The sequence below is a fragment of the Candidatus Omnitrophota bacterium genome, assembly GCA_028716565.1.
In the GTDB taxonomy this organism is placed as follows: domain Bacteria; phylum Omnitrophota; class Gorgyraeia; order Pluralincolimonadales; family Pluralincolimonadaceae; genus Pluralincolimonas.
Genome location: JAQUPL010000007.1, coordinates 57,119 through 83,300 on the forward strand (window position 1 = coordinate 57,119; position 26,182 = coordinate 83,300).

Here is a 26,182-nt window from a genome sequence, read left to right on the forward strand (position 1 = left end):
CCTCCTTACCCTAATTTCGCGAGCTCTTCGGCGACCATCTGGCTGAGCATCTTGCCGTCAGCGGCGCCCTTTGCTTCCTCCATCGCGGCCTTCATGACCTTGCCCATGTCGGCGCGGCCCTTCGCCTCTACTGACGCGATCGCGTTCTTGACGATCGGTTTTAGCTCATCAGCAGACAGCATCTTGGGCATATACGATTCGAGTATCTTAAGTTCTGCCGCCTCTTTTTCAACGAGGTCCTGCCTGTTCCCCTTCGTGAAACCGTCGATGGAATCCTTATGCTGTTTTATCTGCTTAGATATGATGCCCGTCACGTCCTTGTCCTCGAGCTTTTCTGCCTTCTTCTCTATCTCGAGGTTCTTTATCCCCGCTTTGAGCATACGCAGGGTCGAGAGCCTTATCCCGTCCTTGGCCTTCATCGCTTCCTTTATGTCAGTGTCGATCTTTTCCGCAAGAGTCATTTCTTGTCCCCCTTTTTATATACGAGTTTCGATATCCAAATGGAAAGTTCATACAAAACCAGCATCGGCACCGCCATCAGGCACTGGGTGAACGCGTCCGGCGTCGGCGTTATTACCGCGGCGGCTATGAATATTACGATTACCGCGAACTTCCTGTTCCTGTTCAGGAATGAAGGAGTGACTATCCCGAGTTTTGACAGTATCATCACAACGACAGGCAGTTCAAATGCTATCCCGAAGGAGAGAAGCATCATTATCACGAAAGACAGGTATTCCGATATCGAAAGTATCGGAAATACATTATGGTCGGGGAAATTGATAAGGAACCGCAGGGCCCACGGAACGACAAAACTATACGCAAACACGACGCCGCCTAAAAAAAGCGTGGCGGAAAACGGGAGCGCGAACATCACTACCTTTTTTTCTTTTTCATTAAGACCGGCCGAGACAAAGGCCCAGAGCTGGTAAAGTACGACCGGTGACGCCAAAAAAAGCCCCGCAATAAACGCCAGCTTGCAGTATTCCAGGAAGGCTTCGGCAGGAGAAAAGAAATTCAAGTGGTCTACCGATGGGAACATGAGCAATGACAGGATAAGCCGGACTTTCCAGAAAGCCAGTGCCGAGCAAATTACCACAGCCGCCGCCGATACCAATATGCGCCGGCGGAGCTCATCGAGATGCTCCACGAGTGTCATCTTGCTGTCAGCCATTTTAAAGGAGGGTTATTCTTTTTTGGATGACTGGGAATCGTCGTCTTTCATCGCCTTCTTAAACTCATTGATGGCCTTGCCTAATGAGCGGGCGATCTCGGGAAGACGCGCCGCCCCGAAGACGAGGAGGACGATGATAAGGATGATGATCAATTCCGGGAAACCGATATTGAACATTTATACCTCCGTGTTATCTACGGAGATTATAACACAAGGACAAAAGCGAGGCAAGGAATAGAAAGACCGTTGGAGGTTCCGGGACGAGGCCGTTCATCGCTTCCGCGTTAGACATTATGATGCCTATGGTAGAGGCGTCGGCCGGATAGAATACCCCGAACCCGTCGTTATGGCCCGAGCCGTCGGCTTCCAACATCCAAAAATTAGAGCCGGCCATAGAACTCCCCCTGGCAGCGGCCTCATAGACCGCGGCGAGATACGCCCGGTACCATGTATCCCTTACGTCTGCGGGCAGCTGTTTGCCGAACTCCTCGAAGATGAGCGGCTTATTCAGGATGTCGGCGTCGGAGACGTGCTGCTCTATCCAGGCAAGGGCCTGCTGCATATCCCAGTTCCAGAAATCGGAATATACATGGAGCGTCGCGAAATCTATATTGGCGAGATTATGGTCCCCCACGAAATCCCCTCCTGTCGAACCGTTCTGGTACCACTGCGATCCCCTGTCCTTATAGAACCCTTCCACGCCGGTCGTGACGAGATGGTTCGCGTCGTTGGCCTTTACATAAGAGCTCATCTCGTCGAGCCAGTTGCGCAGTTTCGCGCCGGTAGGGTCTGATTCCGCCCTCGCCTCGTTAGCCAATTCCCACGCCATGATGGTCGGGTCGTCTTTATAGACCCTGCCGTTATAAGTATTCGTCCTGTTCATGACGGTAGTGACGTAATCCTTATACCACTGCCTGGTAGCAGGATCGGTATAAAAATCATCATGGCTTGCGGCGGACGGACTGAAGCTGTTATACCAGTTCATCCCGCCGTAATCGTCCCAGTTGTTGACGAGGGTGGGAAGGACGCGTATGCCGTAGCTCTCGGCCTTATACAGGACATAATCAAGGCCCTTGAAGGCGCTCTCATTGTATACGCCCGGGGCTGTCTGGTAAGCCCACGAAACCGGATAACCGTCCCTGTTCGCGCCGCCGTCATTAAAGGCCCATGTCCTGATGACGCTCAGCCCCATCTCCTTGGCCGACGACAGGACCCGGTCTACCATCGGCCGGTAAGTTTCGTCCTCGGCGAAATAGCTCAGGTAAAAATTGTTCGTGCCCGTGTAATAGAACGGCTGGCCGCCCGAATAGAACTGGCTACCGCTTCTCGTGACAAAGCTGTCTATCTCTGCCCGGCAGGAATAAGCCGTTATCAGGCTGATTATAACCGCGAAGTAAAATAGTATACTCTGGTATATCTTTACTGGGCATTTTTTTAGCAACATTACTATCTCCTGGTTACATTAAGGAAGGAACTGCGGGATGCTGCCGATATAGCCGGCTTCCAACCCGCGAAGATTATACCATAAAAATCAAATACGGCAATTAAAATTATTTGCTTTTTTGTAGGAAATTTTATTGTTATAATGCTGTCTATGAGACGACCCTTATATCTTGCGGTCTTTATCTTCGGTTTCGCGGCAATGGCAGTCCAGATCCTGCTGATGCGGGAACTCCTGGTGGTCTTCTACGGCAACGAGCTATCCGCGGGAATAATGCTCGCCTCGTGGCTCTTCTGGGTCGCGGCGGGAAGTTTCGCGGCGAGATTTAAAAAATTCCGGGAAGGGATATTCCACTTACTCCTCCTCTCCGTCGCTGTGATCGTACCCGCGACGATATACCTTATAAGGGACATGAGGAACATCCTCGGCGTATCCGCCGGCGAGCTGATCGGGCTTGCGCCGATGGCTCTCTCCGTCTTCATCCTGCTCGCGCCGGCGTGCTTCGTCTTCGGTTCCCTTTTTGCCGTAAGCTGCCTTCTCGCCTCGCCGGAACCGGGCTCGGCGCCGTCAGCCGCGGGAAAAATATACATGATCGAATCGCTCGGCGCTGTCGCGGGAGGCATCGCCTTCAACCTGCTTTTGATCTATATCTTCGGCCCTTTACAGATAGCTTTATTTTGCGGTTTATTAAGCATCATCGCCGCTCTCATCATGGCTGACAGGAGGAAAGCTCCGGTAAGATGGGCCGCGACAGCCGTCTTCATGTATTCCGTTGCCATCTATATCCTCTTCCCTTCGGGACTGGCCGATTTCCGCATGAGGGAGATGCAATGGAAGGGCCTCGAGTTGATCTCCGTAAAAGATTCCAAATACGGGAATATCGCGCTCACCAGGCTCGGGCCCCAGTTCAACCTGTTTGAGAACGGCCTCCTTACCGCGGCGACCGGCGATCTTCTGACCGCCGAGGAGTCGGTCCATTACGCGATGCTTGAACATCCCGCGCCCAAAAAGGTCCTGCTTATAGGCGGGGCGCTGAACGGGGCGCTCGACGAAGTTTTAAGGCATCCCGTCGAGTCGGTCGATTGCGTCGAGCTTGATCCCGAATCGGTGGAGATGGCAAAAGAAAGATATGGGGACACCCTGTCCAAAGGCGGAGTGTACCCTTTACTGGCTTGCCTCTCCGACCCCAGGGTAAAGATGCATTATCTTGATGCCAGGCTCTTTGTAAAGGAAAGAGCCCTGGCACTGGACGCGCCTTCCTCGCGATACGACGTAATAATACTTACCCTCCCGAACCCTTACACGGCGCAGATAAACAGGTTCTACTCCTTCGAGTTCTACGGCGAAGCAAAACGCATCCTCGATGAGAAAGGGATATTTTCCTTCGGGGTCTCTTCCTCCGCGGATTACATCAGCGCCGACCTGGCGCGTTTTTTGAAGTGCCTCGTCCTTACCCTTTCAAAACATTTTTCCGATATAAAGATAATTCCCGGGGAGAACGATTATTTTCTCGCCTCTACGGCCGCGGGGATACTGACATATGACTATAAGACGCTTATCGCCAGGGCCAAGGAGAGGGGTCTCAACCTGAAATACGTAAATGAACATTACCTGCCGGATAAGCTGGACCCGATGCGCGTAGAATACCTTGAGGCCGCGATAAAAGGCGCGAGGGGCGCGAAGATCAACTTCGACCTGCGGCCCGTCGGATATTATTATGACATGGTCCTCTGGTCGGAGCGGGTCGACCCGCGGCTCAAGTCCTTCTTCCGGGGATTGAGTACCTTCAATTGGGGGATAATGCTGGGCATCGCGGGTTTTGCCTTCATCGGGCTGGCGCTTCTGCGCGGGAGGAACGCCTCTTTAAAACGAATGCCGTATTTCGTCTCTATCGGGACGTCCGGTTTCTCGACAATGCTGCTGCAGGTAGTCCTGATACTCGCCTTCCAGTCGGCATACGGCTATGTATATTATAAAATAGGGCTTATATTCGCCTCGTTCATGCTGGGGCTTGCCGGCGGCAGCTTTATAGGCACGAATTTGATAAAAAATGACGGGCGGCTCGCGAGGCAGTACTTCAATATCCAGGCCGGCCTATGCGCATACTGCCTGCTCCTTCCCGTCGTATTCCGGCTGGGCTGGATATCTGAGGGCCTCTTCCTGCTGTTGCCGGCGGCCGCGGGACTTCTGGGAGGGCTGCAGTTCACTATGGCGAACAGGATATGTTCCGGCGGCAGCAACGGGAATGCGGCGCCGGCGATCTACGCGGTCGATCTCCTGGGCGCGTGCGCCGGCTCGCTGATAACCGCCGCGATAATGATACCTGTCAAGGGGATCGAGTTCGCGTGCATCTCTGCGGGATTCGTGAATCTTGCGGTATTGGTATTACTCGCGGGCGGGGATCAACTCTTCCGCTCCAGGACATAATCGGCGATCTCACAAAAGGTCTTCCGGAGCATGCCGTCGCCGTCGGCGAGCTTCTTCTTGGCCAGCTTCACGTAATCCGACGCTATGCCCTTTGAACGCGATATCGCCCCGGAGCTCAACGCCTTCTCCCTCAGTATACGGTGGGAAGATTTTCCGCCCGAAGTGATGAGTTCGACTATACCCATCCTGCCCTTCCTGCCGGCGTTCTTTAATAGGAATATTATGGGCAGGGTGAGTTTTCCCTTCTCCATGTCCTGCCAGACGGTTTTCCCGAGCTGGCTCTCCTCCCCGACGAGGTCAAGGCAGTCGTCCGTTATCTGGAACGCCACGCCCAGATAAAGCCCGTAAGCCGCGAGCCGGTTTATCTTATCCTCGCTGAGGCGCCCGAGCATGCCGCCGGCTGCGCAGCAGTCCGAGATGAGGTACGCGCTCTTCCTTTTTATTATATCGAGATAATCGTCTTCGGTAATATCGAAATTATAGGTGTTCGCCAGCTGGGCAAGCTCCCCCTCGCACATCCTGGCGGCCGTCTTGGAGAACACGGTCATTATCCCCGGCTCGTCGAGCTTCGAGACTATGTCGAAGGCACGCGCCAAAAGATAATCACCGGCTATCACTGAGACGGCGTTGCCCCACTTGCTGTTTATCGTCCGCTGGCTGCGCCTTAATACCGCCTCATCTATTATATCGTCGTGCACGAGGCTCGCGGCATGTATAAGCTCTATCGCCACGCCGAGCGATACGGCCTTCTCCATATCGCCTTCGCCCAATTTGGCCGAAAGCAGCACGAGCGTAGGCCTGAAGAATTTGCCGTGCGCCTTCGACAGGTAACTTCCTATCCCCCGTATCGGCTCGGATTGCCATTTGAGCTGGTGCGAGTAATTGCTCTTCACCGCGGCGAGTTCCGCGGCGACGGGCCTTATTATCCTCTCAAGTTCTTTCGCGCTGTCTTTCATCAGCCGGCCAATCTCCTGTAATAACGGCCTTCTTTATCCGAGACATTGCTGCCGTCCGCCTTGCTCTTAAAAACACCGGCAAACGCTTTTAGCGGCGAGCCGAACAAGGCCAGCGCGGCAATGATCAATATGTTCCTTTTCAGGAATTCCCTCCTGGTCATCCCTTCTTTGCGCGTATCCATCTTTCCTCCTTTGTCACTGCCAGACTCCCGGGATCGCCTCATTGCAAGAGGAACATCTTCCGTTTGCGACATTATTTTCCAGCACATCGTAGCCGATGCGCTTTATTAAAAGCTTCCCGCACTTGGGACAATAGGTATTATTCCCGTCGTGTGAGGGGATATTCCCGACATAGGCGTAACGGACGCCCCTATTTTTTGCCATCTTCCACGCCGCGTCAAGCGTCTCTTCCGGGGTCGGCGGCAGGTTCTTTAACTGGTACTGCGGCCAGAATTTGGAAAAATGCAGCGGGACATCGGCACCCACATTCTCGACCGTCCAGTCGATAAGGCGGGCCAGATCATCTTTTTTGTCGTTTAGCGTCGGGACTATCAGGTTGACCAGCTCCATCCAGACCCTGCGTTCTTTGATCGCCTTTATCGTGTCGAGGACCGGTCGAAGCCTACCAAAAGAGACCTTATTGTAAAATTCTTCAGTTATCCCCTTGAAATCCACCTTTATCGCATCGACCGCCGAGCAGAGGTCATCAAGCGGCTTAGGGTTGATATATCCGGCGGTAATAAATACGCTTTTGATGCCCGCTTTCCGGCCGATCTTCGCGGTATCCAGGACATATTCCAAATATATGACGGGATCATTATAAGTATACGCTATCGACCTGCAGTTATACGCAGCCGCCCTTCGCGCCAATTCCCCCGGTGGGAGGTCGATATTGTCGGTCTCTTCCGGATCCGACTGCGAGATGTCCCAGTTCTGGCAGTATTTGCAGTGCAGGTTACATCCGGCCGTTCCTATCGAGAACGCGGATGAGGCGGGAAGAAAATGGTAGAGGGGCTTCTTTTCGATGGGGTCCACGTGGACGGCGCACGGCTTTCCGTAGACGAGGCTTATTACCTTGCCGCCTCTGTTCGACCTCGCCCTGCAGTTACCCTTTTGTCCTTCATCGAGGACGCATCCGTTGGGGCATAACTCGCATTGTACGAGATCTCCCTTTGCCATACTGACCCCTTTACCGGCTTATTCTTCGTCGGAGACAAAAAGCTCGGGGAGGAACTTCTTAACTTTCCTCAGCATCTCCTGGTTAGAGATTACGGTCGTCCGGCCTTTGGCGTATTCGGAATCGACCCACTCCTTTATCTTGATGACCCCGGGGTTATCTTTCGTGACCTGCTCATCCTTGCCCAAGTTCAAATAAAGGTTAAGCCACTTGGCTATCCCGGCTACGCCGGATTTGTCGTTTATCGCGACCGTGACCTTCTTCTTGAGGATCTTCTCGGTATTAAATACGTTGTAGATCTCCTCGTCCTTCATCAGGCCGTCGGCGTGGATACCCGCGCTCGTCATATTGAAACTCCTGCCGACGAACGGCTGGTTATGCGGGATCTCGTAGCCTATCTCTTTAGTGAAATATTCGGCGATATCGGTGATGGCGGTCGTATCTATGCCGTCCTTGACGCCGCGGAGGGCGAGGTACTCCATCACGAGGCCCTCGATAGGGGTGTTGCCGGTCCTCTCGCCTATGCCCAGCATAGCGCCGTTAGCAGCGCAGCAGCCGTAAAGCCAGGACGTGGTCGCGTTGATAAGCCCGTGATAGAAATCGTTGTGGCCGTGCCACTCGAGCTGCTCCGAGGGGACTTCGGCGAGGTTCACCAGCCCGTAGATTATCCCTTTGACGCTCCTCGGGAGCGCGGTGCCGGGATAAGTCACGCCGTAGCCCATGGTATCGCAGGCCCTTATCTTTATCGGGATCTTCGCCTCCTTGGAAAGCTCCATCAGCTCCTGGACGAACGGGACGACAAAGCCGTAAAAATCGGCGCGGGTTATATCCTCGAGGTGGCACCTCGGGATGATCCCCATGTCGAGCGCGGACTTGACGATGCCCAGGTACATGTCCATCGCCTGTTTCCTCGTCTTCTTGAGCTTGAGGAATATGTGGTAGTCGGACGCGGAGGTAAGTATCCCGGTCTCTTTAAGGCCCATCTCCTTGACGAGCTTGAAATCTTCTTTTACCGGCCTTATCCATCCTGTAACATGGGGAAATTTATAGCCGAGCTCCTGGCACTTCCTCACCGCATCCTTGTCCTTATCGGTATAAAGGAAGAACTCGCATTGCCTTATGAGCCCCTGCGAACCGCCGAGCCTGTGCAGCATCCCGTAGAGGTCGACTATCTGCTTTACCGTGAACGGCGGGAGGGACTGCTGGCCGTCCCTGAATGTCGTATCCGTGATCCAGATATCGTCGGGCGGGTTCATGGGGACTATCCGGTGATTGAACACGATCTTCGGGACATCGGTATAATTGAATATCTCCCTGAAGAGGTTCGGGTCATCGATATCCTGGAGCTCGTACCTGTAATACTCTTCCTCGAGGGTGTTCGTCTTCTTATTAAATTTTATCTCGCCTTTTCTCATCGTCTTGCCTCTTCCCGTTAAACCAGACCGGATTTTTTTAGGTAACTTATCCCTTCCCTGACCTGTTCAGCAGACCAGCGGAGCGCCGCCAGTTCCTTGTCCGAAAGTTTCAATTCCACCGTTTCTTCGACGCCGTCCTCCCCTATCCTGGCAGGGACGCCGCAATAAAGGTCCTTGATCCCGTATTGCCCGTCCAGATAGGCGCTTACCGGGAACATCTCGTTCTTATCCTTGATGACCGCCTCGAGCATTTCGCAGACCGCGCTCGACGGAGCGTAAAAAGCGCTTCCCGTTTTAAGGAGCGAGACGATCTCTGCGCCGCCGTCGCGCGTCCTTTGTATTATGGCCTTAAGTTCGCCTTCGGGTATCAATTCTGAGACCGGCCCGCCTTTCACCTTGGTGTATTCGACAAGCGGGACCATCGAATCGCCGTGGCCTCCGAGGACCATAGCCTCCACTTCCGACGGCAATACGCCGAGCTTTTCCGCTATGAAATATTTGAACCTCGCCGTATCGAGCACCCCGGCCATCCCGAAGACCCTCCTGCTCTCAAAACCGGAGACCTTGTAAGCCAGGTATGCCATTATATCCAGCGGGTTCGTCACCATTATTATAATAGATCCCGGGCAATATTTGCGTATATTCTCAGCCGCCTCCTTGACGATTGCCGCGTTCTTGACGAGGAGGTCCTCGCGCGTCATCCCGGGTTTGCGGGCCAGGCCGGCGGTCACGATGACCGCGCCCGAGCCTTTTATGAGCGAATAGTCCGAGCCCCCCTCTATCTTAAAATTATACTCTTCCGTCGAGGCCGCCTGGCCGAGATCTAAGGCCTTGCCCTTCGCCAGCCCTTCGGCGATATCGACGAGCACGACATCGGCGAGTTTCCTCTCCACTATCCTCTGCGCGCATGTCCCGCCGACCTGTCCGGCGCCTATGACAGCGACCTTGAGATTATTCAATCTTGAAATCCCCGTGTTTCTTTATATGGTCTACGAGCCCGCCGTCCCCGAGTATCTGCGTCATCGCTTTCGGGAGTGGCGCGAATTTCAGGTCGATCTTATTTGTCACATCCCTTATCACGCCCTTCTCAAGGTTCACCTCGAGTTCGTCACCGGCGGAAATTTTATCGGTATCGCACTCTATTGCCGGCAGTCCTATGTTTATCGCGTTCCTGAAGAATATCCTCGCGAACGATTTTGCGAGCACGCACGAAACGCCCGCCAATTTTATAATGGTAGGGGCGTGTTCTCTCGACGAACCTAGGCCAAAGTTCCTACCCCCTACCACTAGATCGCCCTTCGCGACCTTCGAGGCGAACTGCGGGTCCGCGTCCTCGAGGACGTGTTTCGCGAGCTCGTTAAGGTCAGACCTGAGGTGGAAATATCTTCCCGGGGCGATAAGGTCGGTAGATATATCGTTGCCGAACTTCCACGCCTTTCCGCGTAATATCATTATAGATACTCCCTGGGGTCGGTTACCTCGCCCTTGATCGCCGAGGCGGCCGCAGTTGCCGGCGAAGCGAGATATATGGAACTCTTGGGATTGCCCATCCTGCCGAGAAAATTCCTGTTGGATGTGGAGATACAATTCTCGCCGTCTCCCAGTATGCCGCCGTGCACCCCGACGCACGCGCCGCAGCCCGGGGTAGTCACCGTCGCCCCGAACTCTATGAATGTCTCGAGCAGCCCTTCCTTGGCCGCCATAAGGTATACGTCCTTCGACGCCGGCGTCACGATGACGCGCGTATCCGGATCGCGCTTGCGGCCTTTCCATATCGCCGCGACCAATTTCAGGTCCTCTATCCTGCCGTTCGTGCACGAGCCGATAAAGACCTGGTGTATCTTTACCTTCCCGATCTTATCTATAGGCTTGGCATTATCGACCGTATGCGGAAGGGAGACCATAGGCACCAGTTTATCGACTTCGATATTTATCACTTTCTCGAATTTCGCGTCCTTGTCCGATTTCATCTCGCGGTACTTCTCTTCCCTGCCGTGCTGTTTAAGATATGCCTTGGTTACCTTATCGGAGGCGAATATGCCGGCCTTGGCCCCGGCCTCGACAGCCATATTAGATACTACCAGCCGCTCCGACATCGGGAGTGATACCATCGCCTCGCCGGTAAACTCGAGGGCCTTATAAGTGGCCCCCTCGGCACCGAGCGTGCCGATAAGATACAACATGAAATCTTTTGCGTATACGCCGGGCTTGAATTTACCGCTGACCGCTATCTTTATCGTCTGAGGGACGCGGAACCACGTCTTGCCGAGGCCCATGGCGACGGCCACATCTGTAGATCCCATCCCTGTCGCGAAAGCGCCCAATGCCCCGCCGGTGCAGGTATGGGAATCGGCGCCGACAAGGACGTTGCCCGGCGAGGTGAAAAGCTCGCTCATTATCTGGTGGCATACCCCCTCGCCTATCTCGAACAGGTAACAGCCCGTCTTCCTCGCGAAATTCCTCAACGTTATGTGGTCGTTCGAAAGCTCTTTCCTGGGCGACGGCGCCGCGTGGTCGAGAAATACGGCAATGCCCTGCGGGTTGACGACTTTTTTTATCCCCAACTGCTCGAGCTGCTTTACCGCGAGCGGCCCGGTGCCGTCCTGCAGGAGGCAAAGGTCCACCTTGGCAATGACAAAATCGTCCGCCTTTACGTCCTTCCCGGAATGCTCGGACAATATCTTTTCGGAAATTGTTTTTCCCATATGTGTCTTATTAGGTATAAAGCCCGGGGGATTCGAAGGTCCCGGGCTTTATTTGAGATTCAAAGAAATGCTTTTATTTCTTTTCGGCTGGCCAGGATTCCTCTACGGACTTTCCGGGCATCTCTGCCGTACCCACGACCCCGGTCTTTACCGTATCTGCCGTCCCGGTAACGGGAGTTGTAAGTATCTTTTCAGGCGCGCCTTTCTCGCCTGTTAACGTCCCGCCTACAGCTTTCCCTTCGTCCGCCACGGTCCCGACGGCCTTCATACCCGTATCTCCAACGACCTGGGCGGAATCCTTAGCGGCATTGAACGGCCAGTGGAACACGCCGCGCCAGAACTTCACAAAACCGTTCTCCTGCTGCTCTGCCGCGCATGCCGAACCGGCTACCATGCACGTTACGACCATTACCGCCAATACCAACAATGCTAACTTCTTCATCTACTTCCCCCTTTTAATGAGCCCGACGATCGGGGCGAATTATGTCCGCCAAGATATTTGGCGGACTTCCTTACTCTTCTATCGAGATAGCTTCAACAGGACAGCTATCCTTGGCTTCTTTGCAGGTTTCCTCGGCTGCTTGTGGTACCGGATTGACTTTCACGGAAGCGATATCACTTTTCATCTCGAAAACTTCCGGGCATATATTAGTGCAGAGCTCGCATCCGGTGCAGAGATTCGGATCTACCTTCGCTTTCATCTGGTCACCTCCTCCATACCCTCCATAAGCAACTCTTCGGCTAAACGCCCTTCTTTATCCGTAATCTGTCCTTCGAGGAATTCAGCCTGTAATTGTTTAGAGAGGCGGTTTATGAATATATTTAAAGCATTATTATACGACCATTTACGCCAAACGTCAAGTGGCAAACTGACCTCGCCCTGGTGCAATACGACCCCGAACCTGCGCCTCTGGGCCGCACCGGCTATCTTCTTGCCGCGAGAGACTACATCCGACCTGACAGGCAGGGCAAAACACGAACCGAACGCTTTGGCCGGGACCGAAACAGGGACATAAAGCTCGGCCTCAAGGCCCAATTGTTTCACCGCGGCGGCGACGCCTTCGTGTATATGGCGGTATGACGCGGCGGTCCCTTCCGGCATCACGCCTGAGCGCTCGCCGAAGACCAGGGAATACGTGATCCCTAGCTCGTCATGGTATACCGAACCGCCGCCGGTTGGCCGCCGGACGATCGGGACGCTGCTCTTAAGGAACGGGCTATCGTCAAGCCGCTGGAATTTCCCGATAGAGACGCATGGGTATGTCCAACGGTATACTCTCAGGGTGGGTGCTGACGGTTCTTCCGCCATAGACTGCATGATCGCCTCGTCGAGGGCCATGTTGGGCCCCGGCTCGCGGGCGCCGTCTATTATCAGGCGCCAGATTTTTTCCATCTTAAGTTAAGCTCCCTTGCGGCGAGGACTTCATCGAGCCTGCGGACAGGGGTTATATGCGGCGCCCCGGTCAAGAGCGAAGCGTCAGACCTGGCTTCCGCGGCTATCTTTATCATCGTTTCGGCGAAGGCGTCGAGCGTCTCTTTCGACTCGGTCTCGGTCGGCTCTATCATTATCGCCTCCTCGACTATAAGCGGGAAATATACCGTCGGCGCGTGGAACCCGTAATCCAGGAGGCGTTTCGCGATATCGAGCGTCTTTACGCCGAACTCCTTCTTATCCTTCCCTGTTAGGACAAATTCGTGCATGCACGGTTCGTCTTCGACGGCGAGCTGATAGTCGTTCTTGAGTTTCGCTTTCAGGTAATTCGCGTTAAGGACCGCCTCGAACGTGGCATCCTTCAGGCCGTCCGAGCCGAGAGACTTCATATAACAATATGCCCTTATTATCACGCCCGTGTTCCCATAAAAGGCGCGGACCTTGCCGATCGACCTCTTCTGGTCGTAATCGAGCGAGAGCTTGTTTCTCTTCTGTTTTATCCTGGGAATGGGAAGGAAATCGGCCAGATGGGCCTTTACGCCGACCGGCCCGGACCCCGGCCCGCCGCCGCCGTGCGGCGTGGAGAAAGTTTTATGAAGGTTCACATGGCATACATCGAATCCCATGTCCCCGGGCCTGGCCACGCCGAGAAGCGCGTTCAGGTTCGCGCCGTCCAGGTAAAGGAGCGCGCCGGCCTTATGGACTATATCGGCTATCTCTTTGACGTTCTTCTCGAAGAGGCCGAGCGTATTCGGGTTTGTAAGCATCAGGACCGCGACCTCATTGTCCATCGCGGCCTTCAGCGAGTCAATGTCTATGCGGCCCGCCTTATCGGACCTTACCGTGACTACCTCATATCCACATAACGCCGCGGACGCCGGGTTGGTCCCGTGCGCCGAATCGGGTATCACGACTTTCTTGCGGGGACTGCCTTTTGAAGTATGGTATGCCCTGACGATGAGCATGCCGGTAAGCTCTCCGTGCGCGCCGGCCGCGGGCTGGAGAGTGAAAGCATCCATCCCGCAGATCTTGCAAAGGGCCTGTTCCGTCTCATAAAGCACCTCCAGCATCCCCTGCACGCTCGTTTCCGGCTGGTACGGGTGTAGCCCTGTAAATTGCGGCAACCCGGCCATCTTATCGTTTATCTTCGGATTATATTTCATCGTGCATGAACCGAGCGGATAGAAATTCGTATCGATGGAATAATTCAGCTGCGACAACCGCGTAAAATGCCGCACGCAGTCGAGCTCGCTGACCTCGGGAAGGTCCGGCCCGTCCTTACGCAGGCATTCCTGCGGGATAAACGATTTTATATCGGCGTCCGGCACGTCAAGTTTCGGGAGAGTATATCCCTTCCTGCCGGGGCTGCTTATTTCGAATATAAGTTTTTCCATCAGTGTTTCCCCAGGAGTTCCGCGAACCTGTCGAGGTCATCCTTCGACTTAGTCTCGGTCACGCAGATAAGCATACAATTCTTCATATCGGCGCGGAACCTGCCGAGCGGCAGGCCGCCTATCATGCCGTGCTTGAGCAGATCGCCTATTATCTTATCCGTCTCTTTGCCGCACCTCACCACAAATTCGTTGAAGAACGGCGCGTCGAACATCAGCTCGAACCCGCTCAATTTAAGTATCTTATCCTTAAGGTAATGGCTCTTTAGGACATTCTGTCGCGCGACTTCCTTTATCCCTTCCTTGCCTAACAGCGAGAGATGGATGCACGCGGCCAGGGCCATGAGCCCTTCATTGGAGCAGATATTCGATGTCGCCTTCTCCCTGCGTATATGCTGTTCGCGCGCCTGCATAGTCAGGACGAAACCGCGCTTTCCCTCTATATCTTTCGTCATGCCGGCGACCCTGCCCGGCATCTTGCGCATATGTTTTTCTTTCACCGCGAAGAAACCCAGGTATGGCCCGCCGAAACTCATCGGTATCCCCAGCGGCTGTCCTTCGCCGACTGCGATATCAGCGTTATACCCGCCCGGAGCTTTTAATATGCCGAGCGATACCGGATTTACGCAGGCGATCAGGAGAGCGCCGCAGGAATGGCAGATGGATTCAACCTCGTCGACCTTCTCGATGCAGCCGAAGAAATTCGGGTTCTGGACGATCACGCAGGCAGTGGAATCGTTCGCTTCTTTTTTTAACGCCGTTTCGTCGAAGAGGCCGCCTGCATGCGGTATCTCGACAAATTCTATCTTATACCCTTCAAGGTATGTCTTTATTACCTGCCTGTACTCGGGATGCAGGGAGCTTGAGAATATGACACGGCTCCTGCCGGTCTCTTTTACGGCGAGAATGACGGCCTCGGCCAAAGCTGATGCGCCGTCGTACATCGAGGCGTTGGCAACGTCCATTCCGGTCAATTCGCAGATAAGGCTTTGGTATTCGTATATCGCCTGAAGTGTTCCCTGGCTCGCCTCGGCTTGGTACGGCGTATACGCGGTAAGAAATTCCCCCCTTGAGATCAGCGATTCGACGGCCTGCGGGATATAATGCTCGTACGCGCCGCCGCCAAGGAAGGAAACCAGTTTCTGGGTAGAATAATCCTTCCCTGCCTTATCAAGCATGAGCTTTTTCAGCTCAAGTTCGGAGATGCCTTCGGCCAGATCGAGCTTCTGCAGGCGAAACTCTTTGGGGATGGCGCTGAAAAGATCTTCTGAGGATGCCGCTCCTATAACGCCGAGCATCTCTTTCTTATCTTTATCGGTATGGGGCGAGTACTTCAAATCAATGCGCTCCGGTCTTTATGAATTCCAGGTAATCCTTTTGCGTCATCAGTGAATCTGCCTCGGACTTGTCCTTTATCTCGATCGCGAAGAACCAGCCCTCTTCATAGGGCGACTTGTTGACCAGAGAAGGGTCCTTTTCGACCGCATCGTTCGCTTTTATTATCTTCCCGGACACCGGGGCGTATATCGAGAAGGCGGCCTTTACCGATTCCACTACCGCGGCTTCGCCTGCCTTCGCAACTTCTTTACCGATTTTAGGAAGTTCGACGAAGACAACGTCGGTTATCTCTTTCTGGGCGTGGTCTGTTATGCCTACGTAACCGGTGTTGCCCTCGACCCTAAGCCATTCATGCGTCTTCGTAAAACGCAGTTTCTCCAGATCGACCATTATTTCTTCCTCCTGCTTGTCCCGCGCTAATTTTTGGCGCGGCGATAAAATGGCGTCTCAACAACTACGGCCTTCTTCTTTTCGCCGTGGACTATCACATCGAAAGTCCCGCCGGTCTTGGAATCTTCCGGCGCGACATAAGCAAAACCTATATTTTCTTTCAAGGTGGGCGAATAAGTCCCGCTCGTAACTATGCCGGCACTCTTCCCGCCCTTTTCTATGGCATATCCGGTGCGAGGAATGGCTTTGTCGAGCATCTTAAATCCCACCAATACCTCTTTAATCCCCTTCGCCTTCCTCTCGAGTATAGCTTTTTTGCCGATGAAATCCTTGCTGAGGTCGAGAGTCCTCTCCAGCCCCGACTCTAACGGCGTCTTTGATTCGTCGGTATCGACGCCATAAAGCGGGCATCCCGCCTCGAGCCTTAAGGTGTCCCTCGAGCCCAGCCCGGCCGGGATGAGGCCATATCCTTTCCCGGAGGCCAGGATATCGTTCCAGACCTTTATGCACTTGCCTGCCGGTATGAACATCTCGAACCCGTCCTCGCCTGTGTATCCGCTCCTCGAAAGGAGCGCGTAAGAACCGTAGACTTCGGTCTCGACAAAATGGCGGTGTTTGAGCTGGTCGATGTAGGCTTTACAAAAGTGAGACAATATCTGCTGCGAGGCCGGCCCCTGGATAGCTATCCCTCCGAGCGAATCGTTTATATCTTTTATATCGACCCCTTCCGTTTTATGGGACCGTATCCACGCGAGGTCTTTTTCGAAGGTCGAGGCGTTCACGATAAGGATATACCTGTCTTTACCCGCGTTATATATGAAGGCGTCATCAAGGGTCCCGCCGTTATCGTTACATAACGGGGAATAGACTATACCTCCCGGGAGGGCCTTTTCTATATTGTTAGTGAAGATCTTCTGAAGGAATTCTTTCGAGGACTTTCCGGAGACTTCGAGCTTTCCGAGGTGGGAGATATCAAAAAGCCCGGCTTTTGTGCGGGTGGCGTTATGCTCCTCAATAATGCTCGTATACTGGATGGGTAAAAGCCAGCCGTGGAAAGAAACGATCTTCGCGTTAAGACCCTTGTGCGCCTCGTAGAGGGGGGTCTTCCTGTCTTCAGTGGAAGTCATCTATTATTCTTCTAGCTCTATGCTTATCCTGGCGTCTATCGCCATGCTTCCGCCTTTCCCTTCAGCCGGGAAGACCTTAAGCGGGTTTATGTCGAGCTCTTTTATCATGGGGAAATCCGTGACCAGTTGCGAAAGCCTGAGCAGCCCTTCTTTTATCGAATCTATATCCGCGGGTTTCTCGCCGCGGGCGCCTTTAAGGAGCGCGGCCGATTTTATCGAATCTACCATTTCAGCAGCCTCGCGCGGCAGTATCGGGGCTATCCTGAAAGACACGTCCTTGAGCACCTCGACGTAGATGCCGCCGAGCCCGAACATAAGCATCGGCCCGAATTGCGCGTCTTTCGACATGCCCAGTATGACCTCTTTCCCTCCCGAGACCATCTCCTGGACGAGGACGCCGAGGATATTCGCGTTCGGCACCGCAGCCTTGGACTTCTCTATTATCTCATCAAACGCCGCTTCGACTTCCTTCGCATCCTTGAGCCCGACCTTGACCCCTCCCACGTCCGATTTATGAAGTATATCAGGCGAGGATATCTTCATCACGACCGGAAAACCGGTCTTCTCGGCCGCGGAGCGCGCCTCGGCCGCAGTCTTAGCAAGGGTACTCTTAGGCAGCCTGAACCCGTAACTTTCTATGATATCGCGCGCGGTATATTCGGGAATCTCTTTCTGCCCGGACTTGGCTGCCGCGTCGAGGATCTTTTTTACCCTGTCCTTGTCGACCTTGAAGGCCTTTACGTCCTCCTTGGGGAGGTCGAGCATCTTCTTGTATTTGACCATTATGTTGAACGCTGATATGGCGCGTTCGGGGAAAAGGAAATTCGGTATTTTATTGTCCTGCAGGATATTCGTGCCCTTCTCGACCAGCCTGCCGCCGATGAAACTCGTGAATATGGGTTTGCTGTCCTTGCTGGCCACAAGGACGTCGGCGGTTTCCTTTATCTTGCTGTTGCTCTGGGGCGTCAGTATCACTATAAGCCCGTTGACATTCGGATCTTTTAGAAGAGTGTTTACCGCGACCTTGTACCTCTGGTCATCGGCATCGCCTATGACGTCTACGGGATTATTCAGCGCGGCTGTCTTGGGAAGCGCCCCCCTCAGGTAATCGACCGTCTCTTTGCTCAGGGGCGCGACTTTCGCGAACTGCGAACGCTCGACCGCGTCGACCGCGATTATCCCCGGCCCGCCGGCATTCGTTATTATCGCGAGGTTCGGGCCCTGCGGGAGCTTCTGGTATGAAAAAGCCACGGCGTAATCGAAAAGGTCCGCGATCGTCCTTGCGCGTATTATGCCTGTCTGCGCGAACGCTGCGTCAAACGCGGCATCGGAGCCCGCAAGGCTCCCGGTATGGCTTGAAGCGGCCTTTGCTCCTGCCTTGGACCCGCCGGCCTTGCAGATTATCACGGGTTTCTTTGCCGTGACCTCCCTGGCGACGCGCATGAACTCATGGCCGTCCTTAACGTCCTCTATGTATCCCAGAACTACTTTCGTATCCGGGTCCTCGCCGAGCGCCTTTAACAGGTCAGTCTCCGATATATCCGCTTTATTGCCGATACTCACGAACTTGGAGAAACCTATCTTCTCCTTTACCGCCCAGTCGAGTATGGCAGTGCACAAGGCGCCTGACTGGGAGAAGAAAGCTATATCGCCGGGAAGCGGTGAGATTGCGGCAAACGAAGCGTTAAGGTGGGCGGTGGAACTGATAAACCCGAGGCAGTTGGGGCCGAGCACCCTTACCCCGTATTCTTTAGCTACCGCGGCCAACTCCAGCTCGAGTTTCTTTCCTTCAGGGCCTGTTTCCTTGAAACCGGCGGTTATGACTATTGCGGCCTTTATGCCTTTCTTTCCGCATTCCTTCATGACTTCGATGACCCCGGCCGCCGGGATGGCAAATACGGCGAGGTCGATATCCTCTTTTACGTCGAGCACCGACGGATAGGCCTTATCCCCCATCACCTCGGTATCCTTGGGGTTTATCGGATATATCTTTCCTTTGTATCCGTATTCCTTAAGGTTGAAGAGTACATCGTGGCCGATCTTGCCTTTTTTGGGAGACGCGCCAATCACGGCGATAGAACGGGGATTAAAAAGCCTGTCCAAACCGTTTGAGCTCATTTCATATTCCTTAGATTTTTTAGGTTAAGAAGCCCCGCCCTTTGATAAGGGGGGCGGGACAATCCTTTCCGAGTATAACGAAAAGGTGGGATAGCGCTATTTTATTAGGAAGGAGCAAAATTGTCAACGAAAATTTGCCAAATCCTAGAGATCGCATGTGATCTCTAGGGCCCCACGTCCCAGAAATTGCACAGCAATTTCTGGGATTCCCCACTATTATTTCTGCGGCTCCAGGACTTCCTTTATCGCCTGTGTTATCTCTTCCTTCTTCACCGGCTTGTTGACGAACTTGCTCACGCCGGTCTCTATCGCCTTGGCGTATATATCCCAGTCTCCGAAGGCCGTTATCATGACGACCGGGATAGCGGGAAACTCCTTCTTCGACTTCTTCAGGAAGGCAAGGCCGTTCTCGCCAGGCATGGAGAGGTCCGCGAAGACTATATCGAACTCCTCCTTCTTGAGGGCGGCAAGGCCCTCGGCGGTATTAAGCGCGACCGAAACCTCATGCCCCTCGCTCTTCAATATCTTGGAAAAAGCCACGCCGAACTCAACATCATCGTCGACCAGCAATATTTTTGCCATTTAAGCGCCTCCTTTTCAGACCACGAACGGCAATCTTATCTTTACTTTAGTGCCTTTATTGACTTTGCTTTCGCAGGATATGCCCCCGCCCGCGGTAATGACCATGTCGCGCGCTATATAAAGCCCCAGCCCGGTACCCACATCTTTTGTAGTGAAGAAGGGCTCGAATATCCTTCTAAGATTTTCCCGGGCTATCCCGACACCCGTATCCTCGACCGTGATCTCAACGCCATCCTTTTCCTTTTTTGTATAGACCCTGATCTGTCCGCCCGACGGCATAGCCTCGAAGGAATTCCTCATGATGTTCAGCATGATCTGCCGCAATTGACTATCTTCGATCCCGGCGTTGGGCAGGTTACCCTCGAGTTCCTTAAGGAACGAGATGCCTTTGCGGCTCGCCTCTTTTTCCAAAAACTTCACGAGCGAATCAAGGAGGGCGTTTACGTCACAGCTTTTATATTCGGATTTCGACTTCCTCATGAACTTGAGGTGTTCCCCGACGACATCGTTGACCTCCTGGACCTCGTTCATGATGGAGCCTATCAGTGTCCCGGCTTCTTTGGCATCGACTCCCTGGCATTTCTTTATTTGCTCGGCCAGGAGTTCGGCGTTAAGGCTGATAGTGCTCAGGGGATTCCTTACCGCGTGCGCTATCTGGGACGACATCAGGCCCATAGCCGCGAGTTGTTCGGCATTGACGAGTTGGCGGTGCATCTGCCTCTCCCTTTCCGAGAGATACCCCATAGTGACTGCCAGGAGCAAGAGGAATCCCGCGCGCAGCGAGATATCGGTCCAATGGAGCTTCATCAGGCAGTCCGGACAGGAAAATATGTAGACGCCCGAGACGAGCAGGGCTATCCCGATACTGGCGAAGAGGCCGTAATAAAAAGAATGTATAGCGGCGAGAAGGAAAAATCCCAAGGTGAAGGTCGAATTGAGCCCGCCGGTCATCGGCACGATCACGCTGAGGAAGATGAGATCGACGAGCAGCTCAAAGAAATATATCTTGGGGGCTTTGTCGGCGAACTTGAATACGCACAAGTACAGCGCGAGGTTGTAAACGAAGTATATCCCGATAATGACGAGGAAGAAGAGCTTGGCGCCGGGGGACATCGGATGGTACAGTCCCCAGATCATCGCGCCGAAAACCGCCAATAACTTGACCAGCGCGAAAGCGAAATCCGTCGGGTCGATATTAAAGATCTGCCTCTCCGGTCTCATTGCAGCTCTTCCTTATATACCCTCAATATCTCGGCTACGCTCCACGCCTGCGATATTGCGCCCTTCGGGTTATAGGGCGGATCGCCGTCAAAGATCTCGGATACCGTCCCGAGGCCGGCGTCTTTGATATGTTCCGCGAGGGGAGCTAAAAATCTCCTCGCCTCCTGCCGTGTGTTCTTATTCCTGCCGTAGACGTTAAGGTAGGCGGCAATAAAATGCCCCAACAACCACGGCCAGACCGTGCCTTGATGATAACAGGCGTCGCGCATGCGCTGGTCCCCGGAATATACCCCGCGGTAATTCCTGTCTTTCGGCGACAGGGAACGAAGGCCGTAAGGCGTAAGGAGCTCTTTCCCCACCACATCGATGACCTTTTTTTCCTTCTCTTTCCCGATCAGGCGGTACGGGAGGCTGAGGGCGAATATCTGGTTGGGGCGGAGCGAGGCGTCCGGCCCTCCTTCATTGACGCAGTCATACAGGTAGCCCCCGGCTTCGTTCCAAAAGGTTATCTCAAAACTCTTCTTCGTAAGGTGGGCGAGCCGCGCGCATTCGTGCCGGTATTTGAGATCGAGCTTCTCGCAGATATCTTCCATTATCTTCAGGGCGTTGTACCAGAGGGCATTGACCTCGACGGCTTTCCCGTTCCTGGGCGTCACCACCCACCCGCCGATCTTCGCGTCCATCCATGTTAGCTGCGCGTCCGGGTCTTCGGTGGCGACGAGGCCGTCCTTGTCCATCTTTATGCCGTAACGCGTCCCGTTTATGTAGAACTGGATTATCTCTTCGAGGCAGTCGAGCATATTCGATTCGATGAAATCGTAATCATTGGTATATTCGAGGAATTTATGTATCGCCCAGAAGAACCACAGGGACGAATCGACGCTGTTATATTCGGGCTCTTTCGTCTTCTCCGGGAACCTGTTGGGTATCATCCCTTCGTCGCAATGTTTCGCGAACGTCAGCAGGATATCTTTCGCCTCGTCGTACCTGCCCAGGGCGAGGGTCAGGCCGGGAAGCGATATAAGGGCGTCCCTGCCCCAATCCCAGAACCAGTGGTAGCCCGCGACTATCGTCGACAGGCCGTTCGCCCTCTTTATCAGGAACGAATCTGATGCGTTCGCCAGGCGCACGGCGAAATTGTCCTTCAGGTTGACCGCGGCGGCGATCTCGCTGTGCCGCAGGACCTCGCTCGACTCGAGGACCTCGAGCGACCGCATCTTGCGCCCCTCGGTCGAGGCGACGATGTAAGCCTTGTCCCCTTCCTTGACCAGGAAGCCGAGTTCGCCCGGGCTGTAGAGGTCCTCGTGATATTCGAGGCCCCTCTCCTTTTCGCGCTGGTACTCGAAGGACTTGTACCAATATCCCGTCCGCTCGAACCTGTCGGCGTTGTTGGCCAGGTAAATTATCGGCGACTCGCCGTACGGCTTCATCTTGATATATCCCTCCAGGCATTCGACCGACCTGTCGAAACCCGAGTTCTCCATCGATACCCAGTGGTAATCGCGCGCGGCGATAAGCGGCTGCAGCAAAAGCTCGAGATAACCCGGCGATTTCAGCACCTTATAAGTGATAACGGTCGTGTTCTCGCCGTGGACCATGAAGACAGCTTTCTCTATGGTCACATCCCCGGCCTTGTATGTGAATACAGGGAAAGGGTCCAGCCTGAACTCCTCGAGATACCTGTAGCCTTCGGGATGGATTATGCCTCCGGGGTAATTGCTGCAGGAGAGGTTATACCGGCTGCCGTCTTTCAGCACAAGGGTCTCTTCAAGCTTTGACAGGACTACCATGCGCGCGAGCGAAGGCCCTATCGCGGCCACGAGCAAGCCGTGATAACGGCGGGTATTGGTCCCTATTATGGTCGATGACGCGTAGCCCCCGAGGCCGTTCGTCTCGATCCATTCCCTGGATGAGGCGGCCTGGAAATCGCCGCACACTTCCTTCCCGAAACGGATGACTTCGTCTGTCGCCGGGGATGCTTCCCTTACCGCGTCCTTCGTCACTATCATCCTATTACAGCCCGCCTTTCGTCTTCCCGCCTTCGGCGTCCAACTTCCTGAAGAACTCTTCCGGACGCAGGTTCTCTATCTCTTTCTCGAAATTTTTCACCTCGTCTTCGCTTATGGGTTTGTTGATGACCGGGCAGAGTTCTAGCACTTTCTCGTCGATAAATACCGGCGCGCCGGTCCTCACGGACAAGGCTATGGCGTCGGACGGCCGCGAATCTATCTCAAGCGTCTTATCGCCCTGCCTTAAGATGATGGTGGCATAATAGGCGTTATCCTTCAGGTCGCTTATGATGACCTTCTCGAGCGAGCCGCCGAGCGCCTTGATGAGGTTTACGGTAAGGTCGTGCGTCAGCGGCCTTTTGAATTTCCCGCCCTCGAGGACCATCACTATCGACGTCCCCTCGCTTACGCCTATCCAGATGGGTATCAGCCTCGAGCCGTCCACCTCTTCCAAGGTGACGACATACTGCGCTAATGGAGGGATAAATATCAACGAGTAGATCTTGGCGAGTTTCATTCCGCGCTCTCCTGCTACAATATTAGACCATACCTGCATAAAAGTCAACGGAGCTAAATATCTTTTTCGCCTTCTACCTCTATCGGCCGCAGCCGGGTGATGCTGAAGAAGAGGTCGAGGCTGCTGATCTTTTCCACGCGCCTGACCTCCTTTACCATAGGAAGTATAGTCGCGGAAAATACGGCCCGCAGGACGCCCGAAAGCAAAAATAAGGTCAGCAGCCGGTAACCGAATATCGGCGGCAGGCTCTTTGCGAGGAAACCTCCCAGTAAGGCGCCGCAGCATATCGCCATCCCGTTTATGACGTTAAAATACGAGACGCAGCGCGTCCTCTTCTCCGGCGTGACCGCGTCATATACGAAATTAAATATCGAGAGGTTGAATCCGGCCCAGACATATCCGGCAAACAGCTGGATTATTATAAGATAGTAGACATTATGCGAAAAGAGCCATAAGACCGGGATGACCGGTATGAAGAACGACGTGAGCCTTATGACCTTCATGTTGCCGACCACGTCGGCATGCCTTCCCCATATCCCCATGGTAAGCAGGGTCGCTATGGTCGAGGACGTCACTATGATGGTGTACATGCCGTAACTTAAATTGAGGTCCCTGATCATATATACCGCAAAGAACGGCCCCGAGATATTTTGGGCGAAGCTGATGCTCGCGACATATATGACGAACTTCGCGAAATTCGATTGTTTCGTCCTTTTTATGAAATCCCAGAACGTGAAATAGTGCTCGCTCGTGACCTTTATCGGCGGCTCGTACATCTTGCTCAGGAAATACCAGGATATGAACCGCGACACAAAAGCAAGCCCGAGTATCACCATGAAACCGTAGAGCTTATCCTTGCCGAAGATATTGAGGATAAAACCCGCGAGAATCGCGCACGCCACGGTGATCATGCCCAACAGCCTGTTCCTCCAGCCGAAATACTTTCCCCTGCTGCGCGCGGGAAGATGGTCGGCCATCAGGCTCGTCCATGCCGGGCCCGGGAACGCGTTGAAAGAGGCCGCCATTGTGACAAAGAGGATAAGCCATAACGCCCTGTTAGTGGTGAAAATGAGCGGTATAAGCAGGATAGGGAGGAACATAAAGGCGTGGAAGAATACGAATATCCTTATTATCCTCATGCGGCTCTTGAGGTGTTCGGTAACGTCCGCCGATTTGAGCTGTATCAGGGAAGCGACGAGGTTCGGGAAAGCGGTAAGCATGCCTATCTGCTCGCTCGTCGCCTTAAGCGCGACCGCGAACGGCGTTATATACTGGTCGACAAAACCTATCATCGCCGAGCAGAATGCGCCGTCTATGAAGGAATTCCTGAGGCTTTGCCTTATCTTCCCTTTCTTTTCCATATCGGCGATATTATATCACAATTGACACGCAAGCATATCGCCTGTTAGAATCATTCTATGCAAACCCCGTCCCTGAGGATCACAAGGAAAGGCGCGGCATGGTTCCGCACCGGCCACCCGTGGATATATAAGGATGATCTCGAAAGAAATGATCCTTCCCTCTCCGGTTCGATAATCTCAGTCCTGGACAACAGCGGCAAATTCATTGCCAAGGCCTTTTATAATGAAAGGTCGAAGATCGCCCTGCGAATAATCACTTACGATGACGTGCCGGTCGACGCGGGGTTCTGGCGCAGCCGGCTTTCCGGATGCATAGAGTACAGGAAGAAGACCGTAAAGGACGCCGACGCGTACCGCATCGCCCATTCCGAGGCCGACGGCCTGCCCTCGCTCATTGTGGATAAATACGGCGAGCACCTGTCCATACAGACGTTATGCCTCGGCATGGACAATATAAAAGATACGATCGTTGACGGCCTGAAGGACCTGCTTAAGCCGGCGTCTATAGTCGCGAGGAACGATTCGGCTATGAGGAAGTTCGAAGGCCTCGAAGAGAAGAAAGAGGTCCTCTATGGCAGGCCGCCTGAGAAGGCAGTGGTCCGCGAGGGTAATATAAAATATCTTGTCGATATCATGAGCGGCCAGAAGACCGGCGCGTACCTCGACCAGCGCGAGAACCACATCGCCTCGGAAAAATACTCCAGGGGCAAGGCGCTCGATTGTTTCTCATACCAGGGCCTCTTCTCCCTGCATATGGCGCTATCGGCCGGCGAGGTCACTGCGGTGGATTCCTCGGGCCCTGCGCTCCGGGGATTAAAGGAGAACGCCGAACTTAACGGCCTCACGAAAATCGAAACAGTCGAGGGGAAGGTCTCCGAGACATTAAAATCATTCCAGAAAGAAGAAAGGCAGTTCGACTTCATAGTTCTCGATCCGCCAGCGTTCGCGAAGTCAAAGAAAGATATACAGGCCGCGGCGCGCGGTTATATAGACATAAATTTCAGGGCTATGAAATTACTGAAAAAAGGCGGGCACCTTATGACCTGCTCGTGTTCTTACAACCTTTCGGAAGGGCAATTCATGGACATCCTGGCGGAGGCTTTGTCCGAATCGCGCAGGCGCGCGCGCCTCATAGAGAAACGCATCCAGCCCGCCGACCACCCTATCCTCCTGAACTTCCCCGAATCGAATTACCTTAAATGCATAATACTTGAGATGGTTTAACCTCAAGTGTTTCGTCCTTGAAATAGTTTAGCGTCGCCGCCTGCCCTTATGCGCCGGAAGAGGGACTTGAGGATATTCTCGTATGGGTCGTCTATCTCCAGTAAGAGTTCCCAGACGGCGCGGGCGCGCTGGTATTGCTCGGGATTGGTCGGCCGCGGCGTACCGCCGCCGTCGTGCCAT

At 53.9% G+C, this 26,182-nt stretch carries 26 protein-coding genes; 2 read left to right on the forward strand and 24 right to left on the reverse strand.

Going from position 1 to position 26,182, the window contains the following annotated elements; translation table 11 throughout:
• Window positions 1-5: 5 nt before the first annotated feature.
• The 4 genes from PHO67_07235 to PHO67_07250 are packed head-to-tail and all read right to left on the reverse strand — an operon-like array spanning window position 6 to window position 2,615.
• Window positions 6-461, reverse strand: coding sequence for a GatB/YqeY domain-containing protein (locus tag PHO67_07235; protein ID MDD5546923.1), 456 nt, complete (start codon window positions 459-461; stop codon window positions 6-8).
• Window positions 458-1,171: a twin-arginine translocase subunit TatC gene (gene tatC / locus PHO67_07240; protein ID MDD5546924.1), complete on the reverse strand. Its 714-nt coding sequence runs from the start codon at window positions 1,169-1,171 to the stop codon at window positions 458-460. The genes PHO67_07235 and tatC overlap by 4 nt, the downstream gene beginning before the upstream one ends.
• A gap of 12 nt (window positions 1,172-1,183) precedes the next feature.
• Window positions 1,184-1,348 (reverse strand): twin-arginine translocase TatA/TatE family subunit, encoded by a 165-nt coding sequence (gene tatA, locus PHO67_07245; protein MDD5546925.1) that lies wholly within the window; start codon window positions 1,346-1,348, stop codon window positions 1,184-1,186.
• A gap of 13 nt (window positions 1,349-1,361) precedes the next feature.
• On the reverse strand, window positions 1,362-2,615 hold the full coding sequence (locus PHO67_07250) for a cellulase family glycosylhydrolase (protein MDD5546926.1): 1,254 nt from the start codon (window positions 2,613-2,615) through the stop codon (window positions 1,362-1,364).
• A gap of 150 nt (window positions 2,616-2,765) precedes the next feature.
• On the opposite strand from PHO67_07250, the gene PHO67_07255 reads away from it, so the two are divergent.
• Window positions 2,766-5,039 carry a hypothetical protein gene (locus PHO67_07255; protein MDD5546927.1) on the forward strand — a complete coding sequence of 758 codons (2,274 nt, stop codon included), beginning with the start codon at window positions 2,766-2,768 and terminating at the stop codon, window positions 5,037-5,039.
• Here the strand turns inward: PHO67_07255 and PHO67_07260 are convergent.
• The 20 genes from PHO67_07260 to PHO67_07355 form a co-directional block, all read right to left on the reverse strand.
• Window positions 5,015-5,995, reverse strand: a complete 981-nt coding sequence (locus PHO67_07260; protein ID MDD5546928.1) for a polyprenyl synthetase family protein — start codon at window positions 5,993-5,995, stop codon at window positions 5,015-5,017. The two genes, PHO67_07255 and PHO67_07260, sit on opposite strands and share 25 nt — an antisense overlap.
• Window positions 5,995-6,177 (reverse strand): hypothetical protein, encoded by a 183-nt coding sequence (locus PHO67_07265; protein MDD5546929.1) that lies wholly within the window; start codon window positions 6,175-6,177, stop codon window positions 5,995-5,997. The genes PHO67_07260 and PHO67_07265 overlap by 1 nt, the downstream gene beginning before the upstream one ends.
• Window positions 6,178-6,190: 13 nt before the next feature.
• Window positions 6,191-7,174 carry an AmmeMemoRadiSam system radical SAM enzyme gene (gene amrS, locus PHO67_07270; protein MDD5546930.1) on the reverse strand — a complete coding sequence of 328 codons (984 nt, stop codon included), beginning with the start codon at window positions 7,172-7,174 and terminating at the stop codon, window positions 6,191-6,193.
• A gap of 18 nt (window positions 7,175-7,192) precedes the next feature.
• On the reverse strand, window positions 7,193-8,587 hold the full coding sequence (locus PHO67_07275; GenBank protein MDD5546931.1) for a 2-isopropylmalate synthase: 1,395 nt from the start codon (window positions 8,585-8,587) through the stop codon (window positions 7,193-7,195).
• A gap of 17 nt (window positions 8,588-8,604) precedes the next feature.
• Entirely contained in the window at window positions 8,605-9,546 is a 942-nt protein-coding gene (gene mdh / locus PHO67_07280; GenBank protein MDD5546932.1) for a malate dehydrogenase, read from the reverse strand.
• Complete coding sequence (locus PHO67_07285) at window positions 9,539-10,036, reverse strand: 3-isopropylmalate dehydratase small subunit (protein MDD5546933.1); 498 nt, start codon at window positions 10,034-10,036, stop codon at window positions 9,539-9,541. Before PHO67_07285 ends, mdh begins: the two co-directional genes overlap by 8 nt.
• 2 nt (window positions 10,037-10,038) lie before the next feature.
• Window positions 10,039-11,292: a 3-isopropylmalate dehydratase large subunit gene (locus PHO67_07290; GenBank protein ID MDD5546934.1), complete on the reverse strand. Its 1,254-nt coding sequence runs from the start codon at window positions 11,290-11,292 to the stop codon at window positions 10,039-10,041.
• Between the two features lie 73 nt (window positions 11,293-11,365).
• On the reverse strand, window positions 11,366-11,734 hold the full coding sequence (locus PHO67_07295; protein ID MDD5546935.1) for a hypothetical protein: 369 nt from the start codon (window positions 11,732-11,734) through the stop codon (window positions 11,366-11,368).
• A 70-nt stretch (window positions 11,735-11,804) separates the two neighbouring features.
• Entirely contained in the window at window positions 11,805-11,993 is a 189-nt protein-coding gene (locus PHO67_07300) for a ferredoxin (GenBank protein ID MDD5546936.1), read from the reverse strand.
• Window positions 11,990-12,685, reverse strand: a complete 696-nt coding sequence (locus PHO67_07305; protein ID MDD5546937.1) for a lipoate--protein ligase family protein — start codon at window positions 12,683-12,685, stop codon at window positions 11,990-11,992. The genes PHO67_07300 and PHO67_07305 overlap by 4 nt, the downstream gene beginning before the upstream one ends.
• Complete coding sequence (gene gcvPB, locus PHO67_07310) at window positions 12,664-14,118, reverse strand: aminomethyl-transferring glycine dehydrogenase subunit GcvPB (GenBank protein ID MDD5546938.1); 1,455 nt, start codon at window positions 14,116-14,118, stop codon at window positions 12,664-12,666. The genes PHO67_07305 and gcvPB overlap by 22 nt, the downstream gene beginning before the upstream one ends.
• Complete coding sequence (gcvPA, locus tag PHO67_07315; GenBank protein MDD5546939.1) at window positions 14,118-15,452, reverse strand: aminomethyl-transferring glycine dehydrogenase subunit GcvPA; 1,335 nt, start codon at window positions 15,450-15,452, stop codon at window positions 14,118-14,120. Before gcvPA ends, gcvPB begins: the two co-directional genes overlap by 1 nt.
• 1 nt (window position 15,453) lies before the next feature.
• Window positions 15,454-15,843 (reverse strand): glycine cleavage system protein GcvH, encoded by a 390-nt coding sequence (gcvH, locus tag PHO67_07320; protein MDD5546940.1) that lies wholly within the window; start codon window positions 15,841-15,843, stop codon window positions 15,454-15,456.
• A gap of 26 nt (window positions 15,844-15,869) precedes the next feature.
• Window positions 15,870-16,970 carry a glycine cleavage system aminomethyltransferase GcvT gene (gene gcvT, locus PHO67_07325; protein ID MDD5546941.1) on the reverse strand — a complete coding sequence of 367 codons (1,101 nt, stop codon included), beginning with the start codon at window positions 16,968-16,970 and terminating at the stop codon, window positions 15,870-15,872.
• A gap of 3 nt (window positions 16,971-16,973) precedes the next feature.
• Entirely contained in the window at window positions 16,974-19,088 is a 2,115-nt protein-coding gene (locus PHO67_07330) for an acetate--CoA ligase family protein (protein ID MDD5546942.1), read from the reverse strand.
• A 216-nt stretch (window positions 19,089-19,304) separates the two neighbouring features.
• The gene (locus tag PHO67_07335; GenBank protein ID MDD5546943.1) at window positions 19,305-19,670 is read right to left on the reverse strand and encodes a response regulator; all 366 of its coding nucleotides are present in this window, start codon (window positions 19,668-19,670) and stop codon (window positions 19,305-19,307) included.
• Window positions 19,671-19,685: 15 nt separating this feature from the next.
• A complete protein-coding gene (locus PHO67_07340; protein MDD5546944.1) occupies window positions 19,686-20,891 on the reverse strand; it encodes an ATP-binding protein in 1,206 nt (401 codons plus the stop codon).
• The gene (locus tag PHO67_07345) at window positions 20,888-22,900 is read right to left on the reverse strand and encodes an amylo-alpha-1,6-glucosidase (GenBank protein MDD5546945.1); all 2,013 of its coding nucleotides are present in this window, start codon (window positions 22,898-22,900) and stop codon (window positions 20,888-20,890) included. The genes PHO67_07340 and PHO67_07345 overlap by 4 nt, the downstream gene beginning before the upstream one ends.
• Window positions 22,901-22,904: 4 nt before the next feature.
• The gene (locus PHO67_07350) at window positions 22,905-23,417 is read right to left on the reverse strand and encodes a bifunctional nuclease family protein (GenBank protein MDD5546946.1); all 513 of its coding nucleotides are present in this window, start codon (window positions 23,415-23,417) and stop codon (window positions 22,905-22,907) included.
• A 53-nt stretch (window positions 23,418-23,470) separates the two neighbouring features.
• A complete protein-coding gene (locus PHO67_07355; protein MDD5546947.1) occupies window positions 23,471-24,778 on the reverse strand; it encodes an MFS transporter in 1,308 nt (435 codons plus the stop codon).
• 57 nt (window positions 24,779-24,835) lie between these two features.
• On the opposite strand from PHO67_07355, the gene PHO67_07360 reads away from it, so the two are divergent.
• On the forward strand, window positions 24,836-26,002 hold the full coding sequence (locus tag PHO67_07360; GenBank protein ID MDD5546948.1) for a class I SAM-dependent rRNA methyltransferase: 1,167 nt from the start codon (window positions 24,836-24,838) through the stop codon (window positions 26,000-26,002).
• Window positions 26,003-26,182 lie beyond the last annotated feature (180 nt).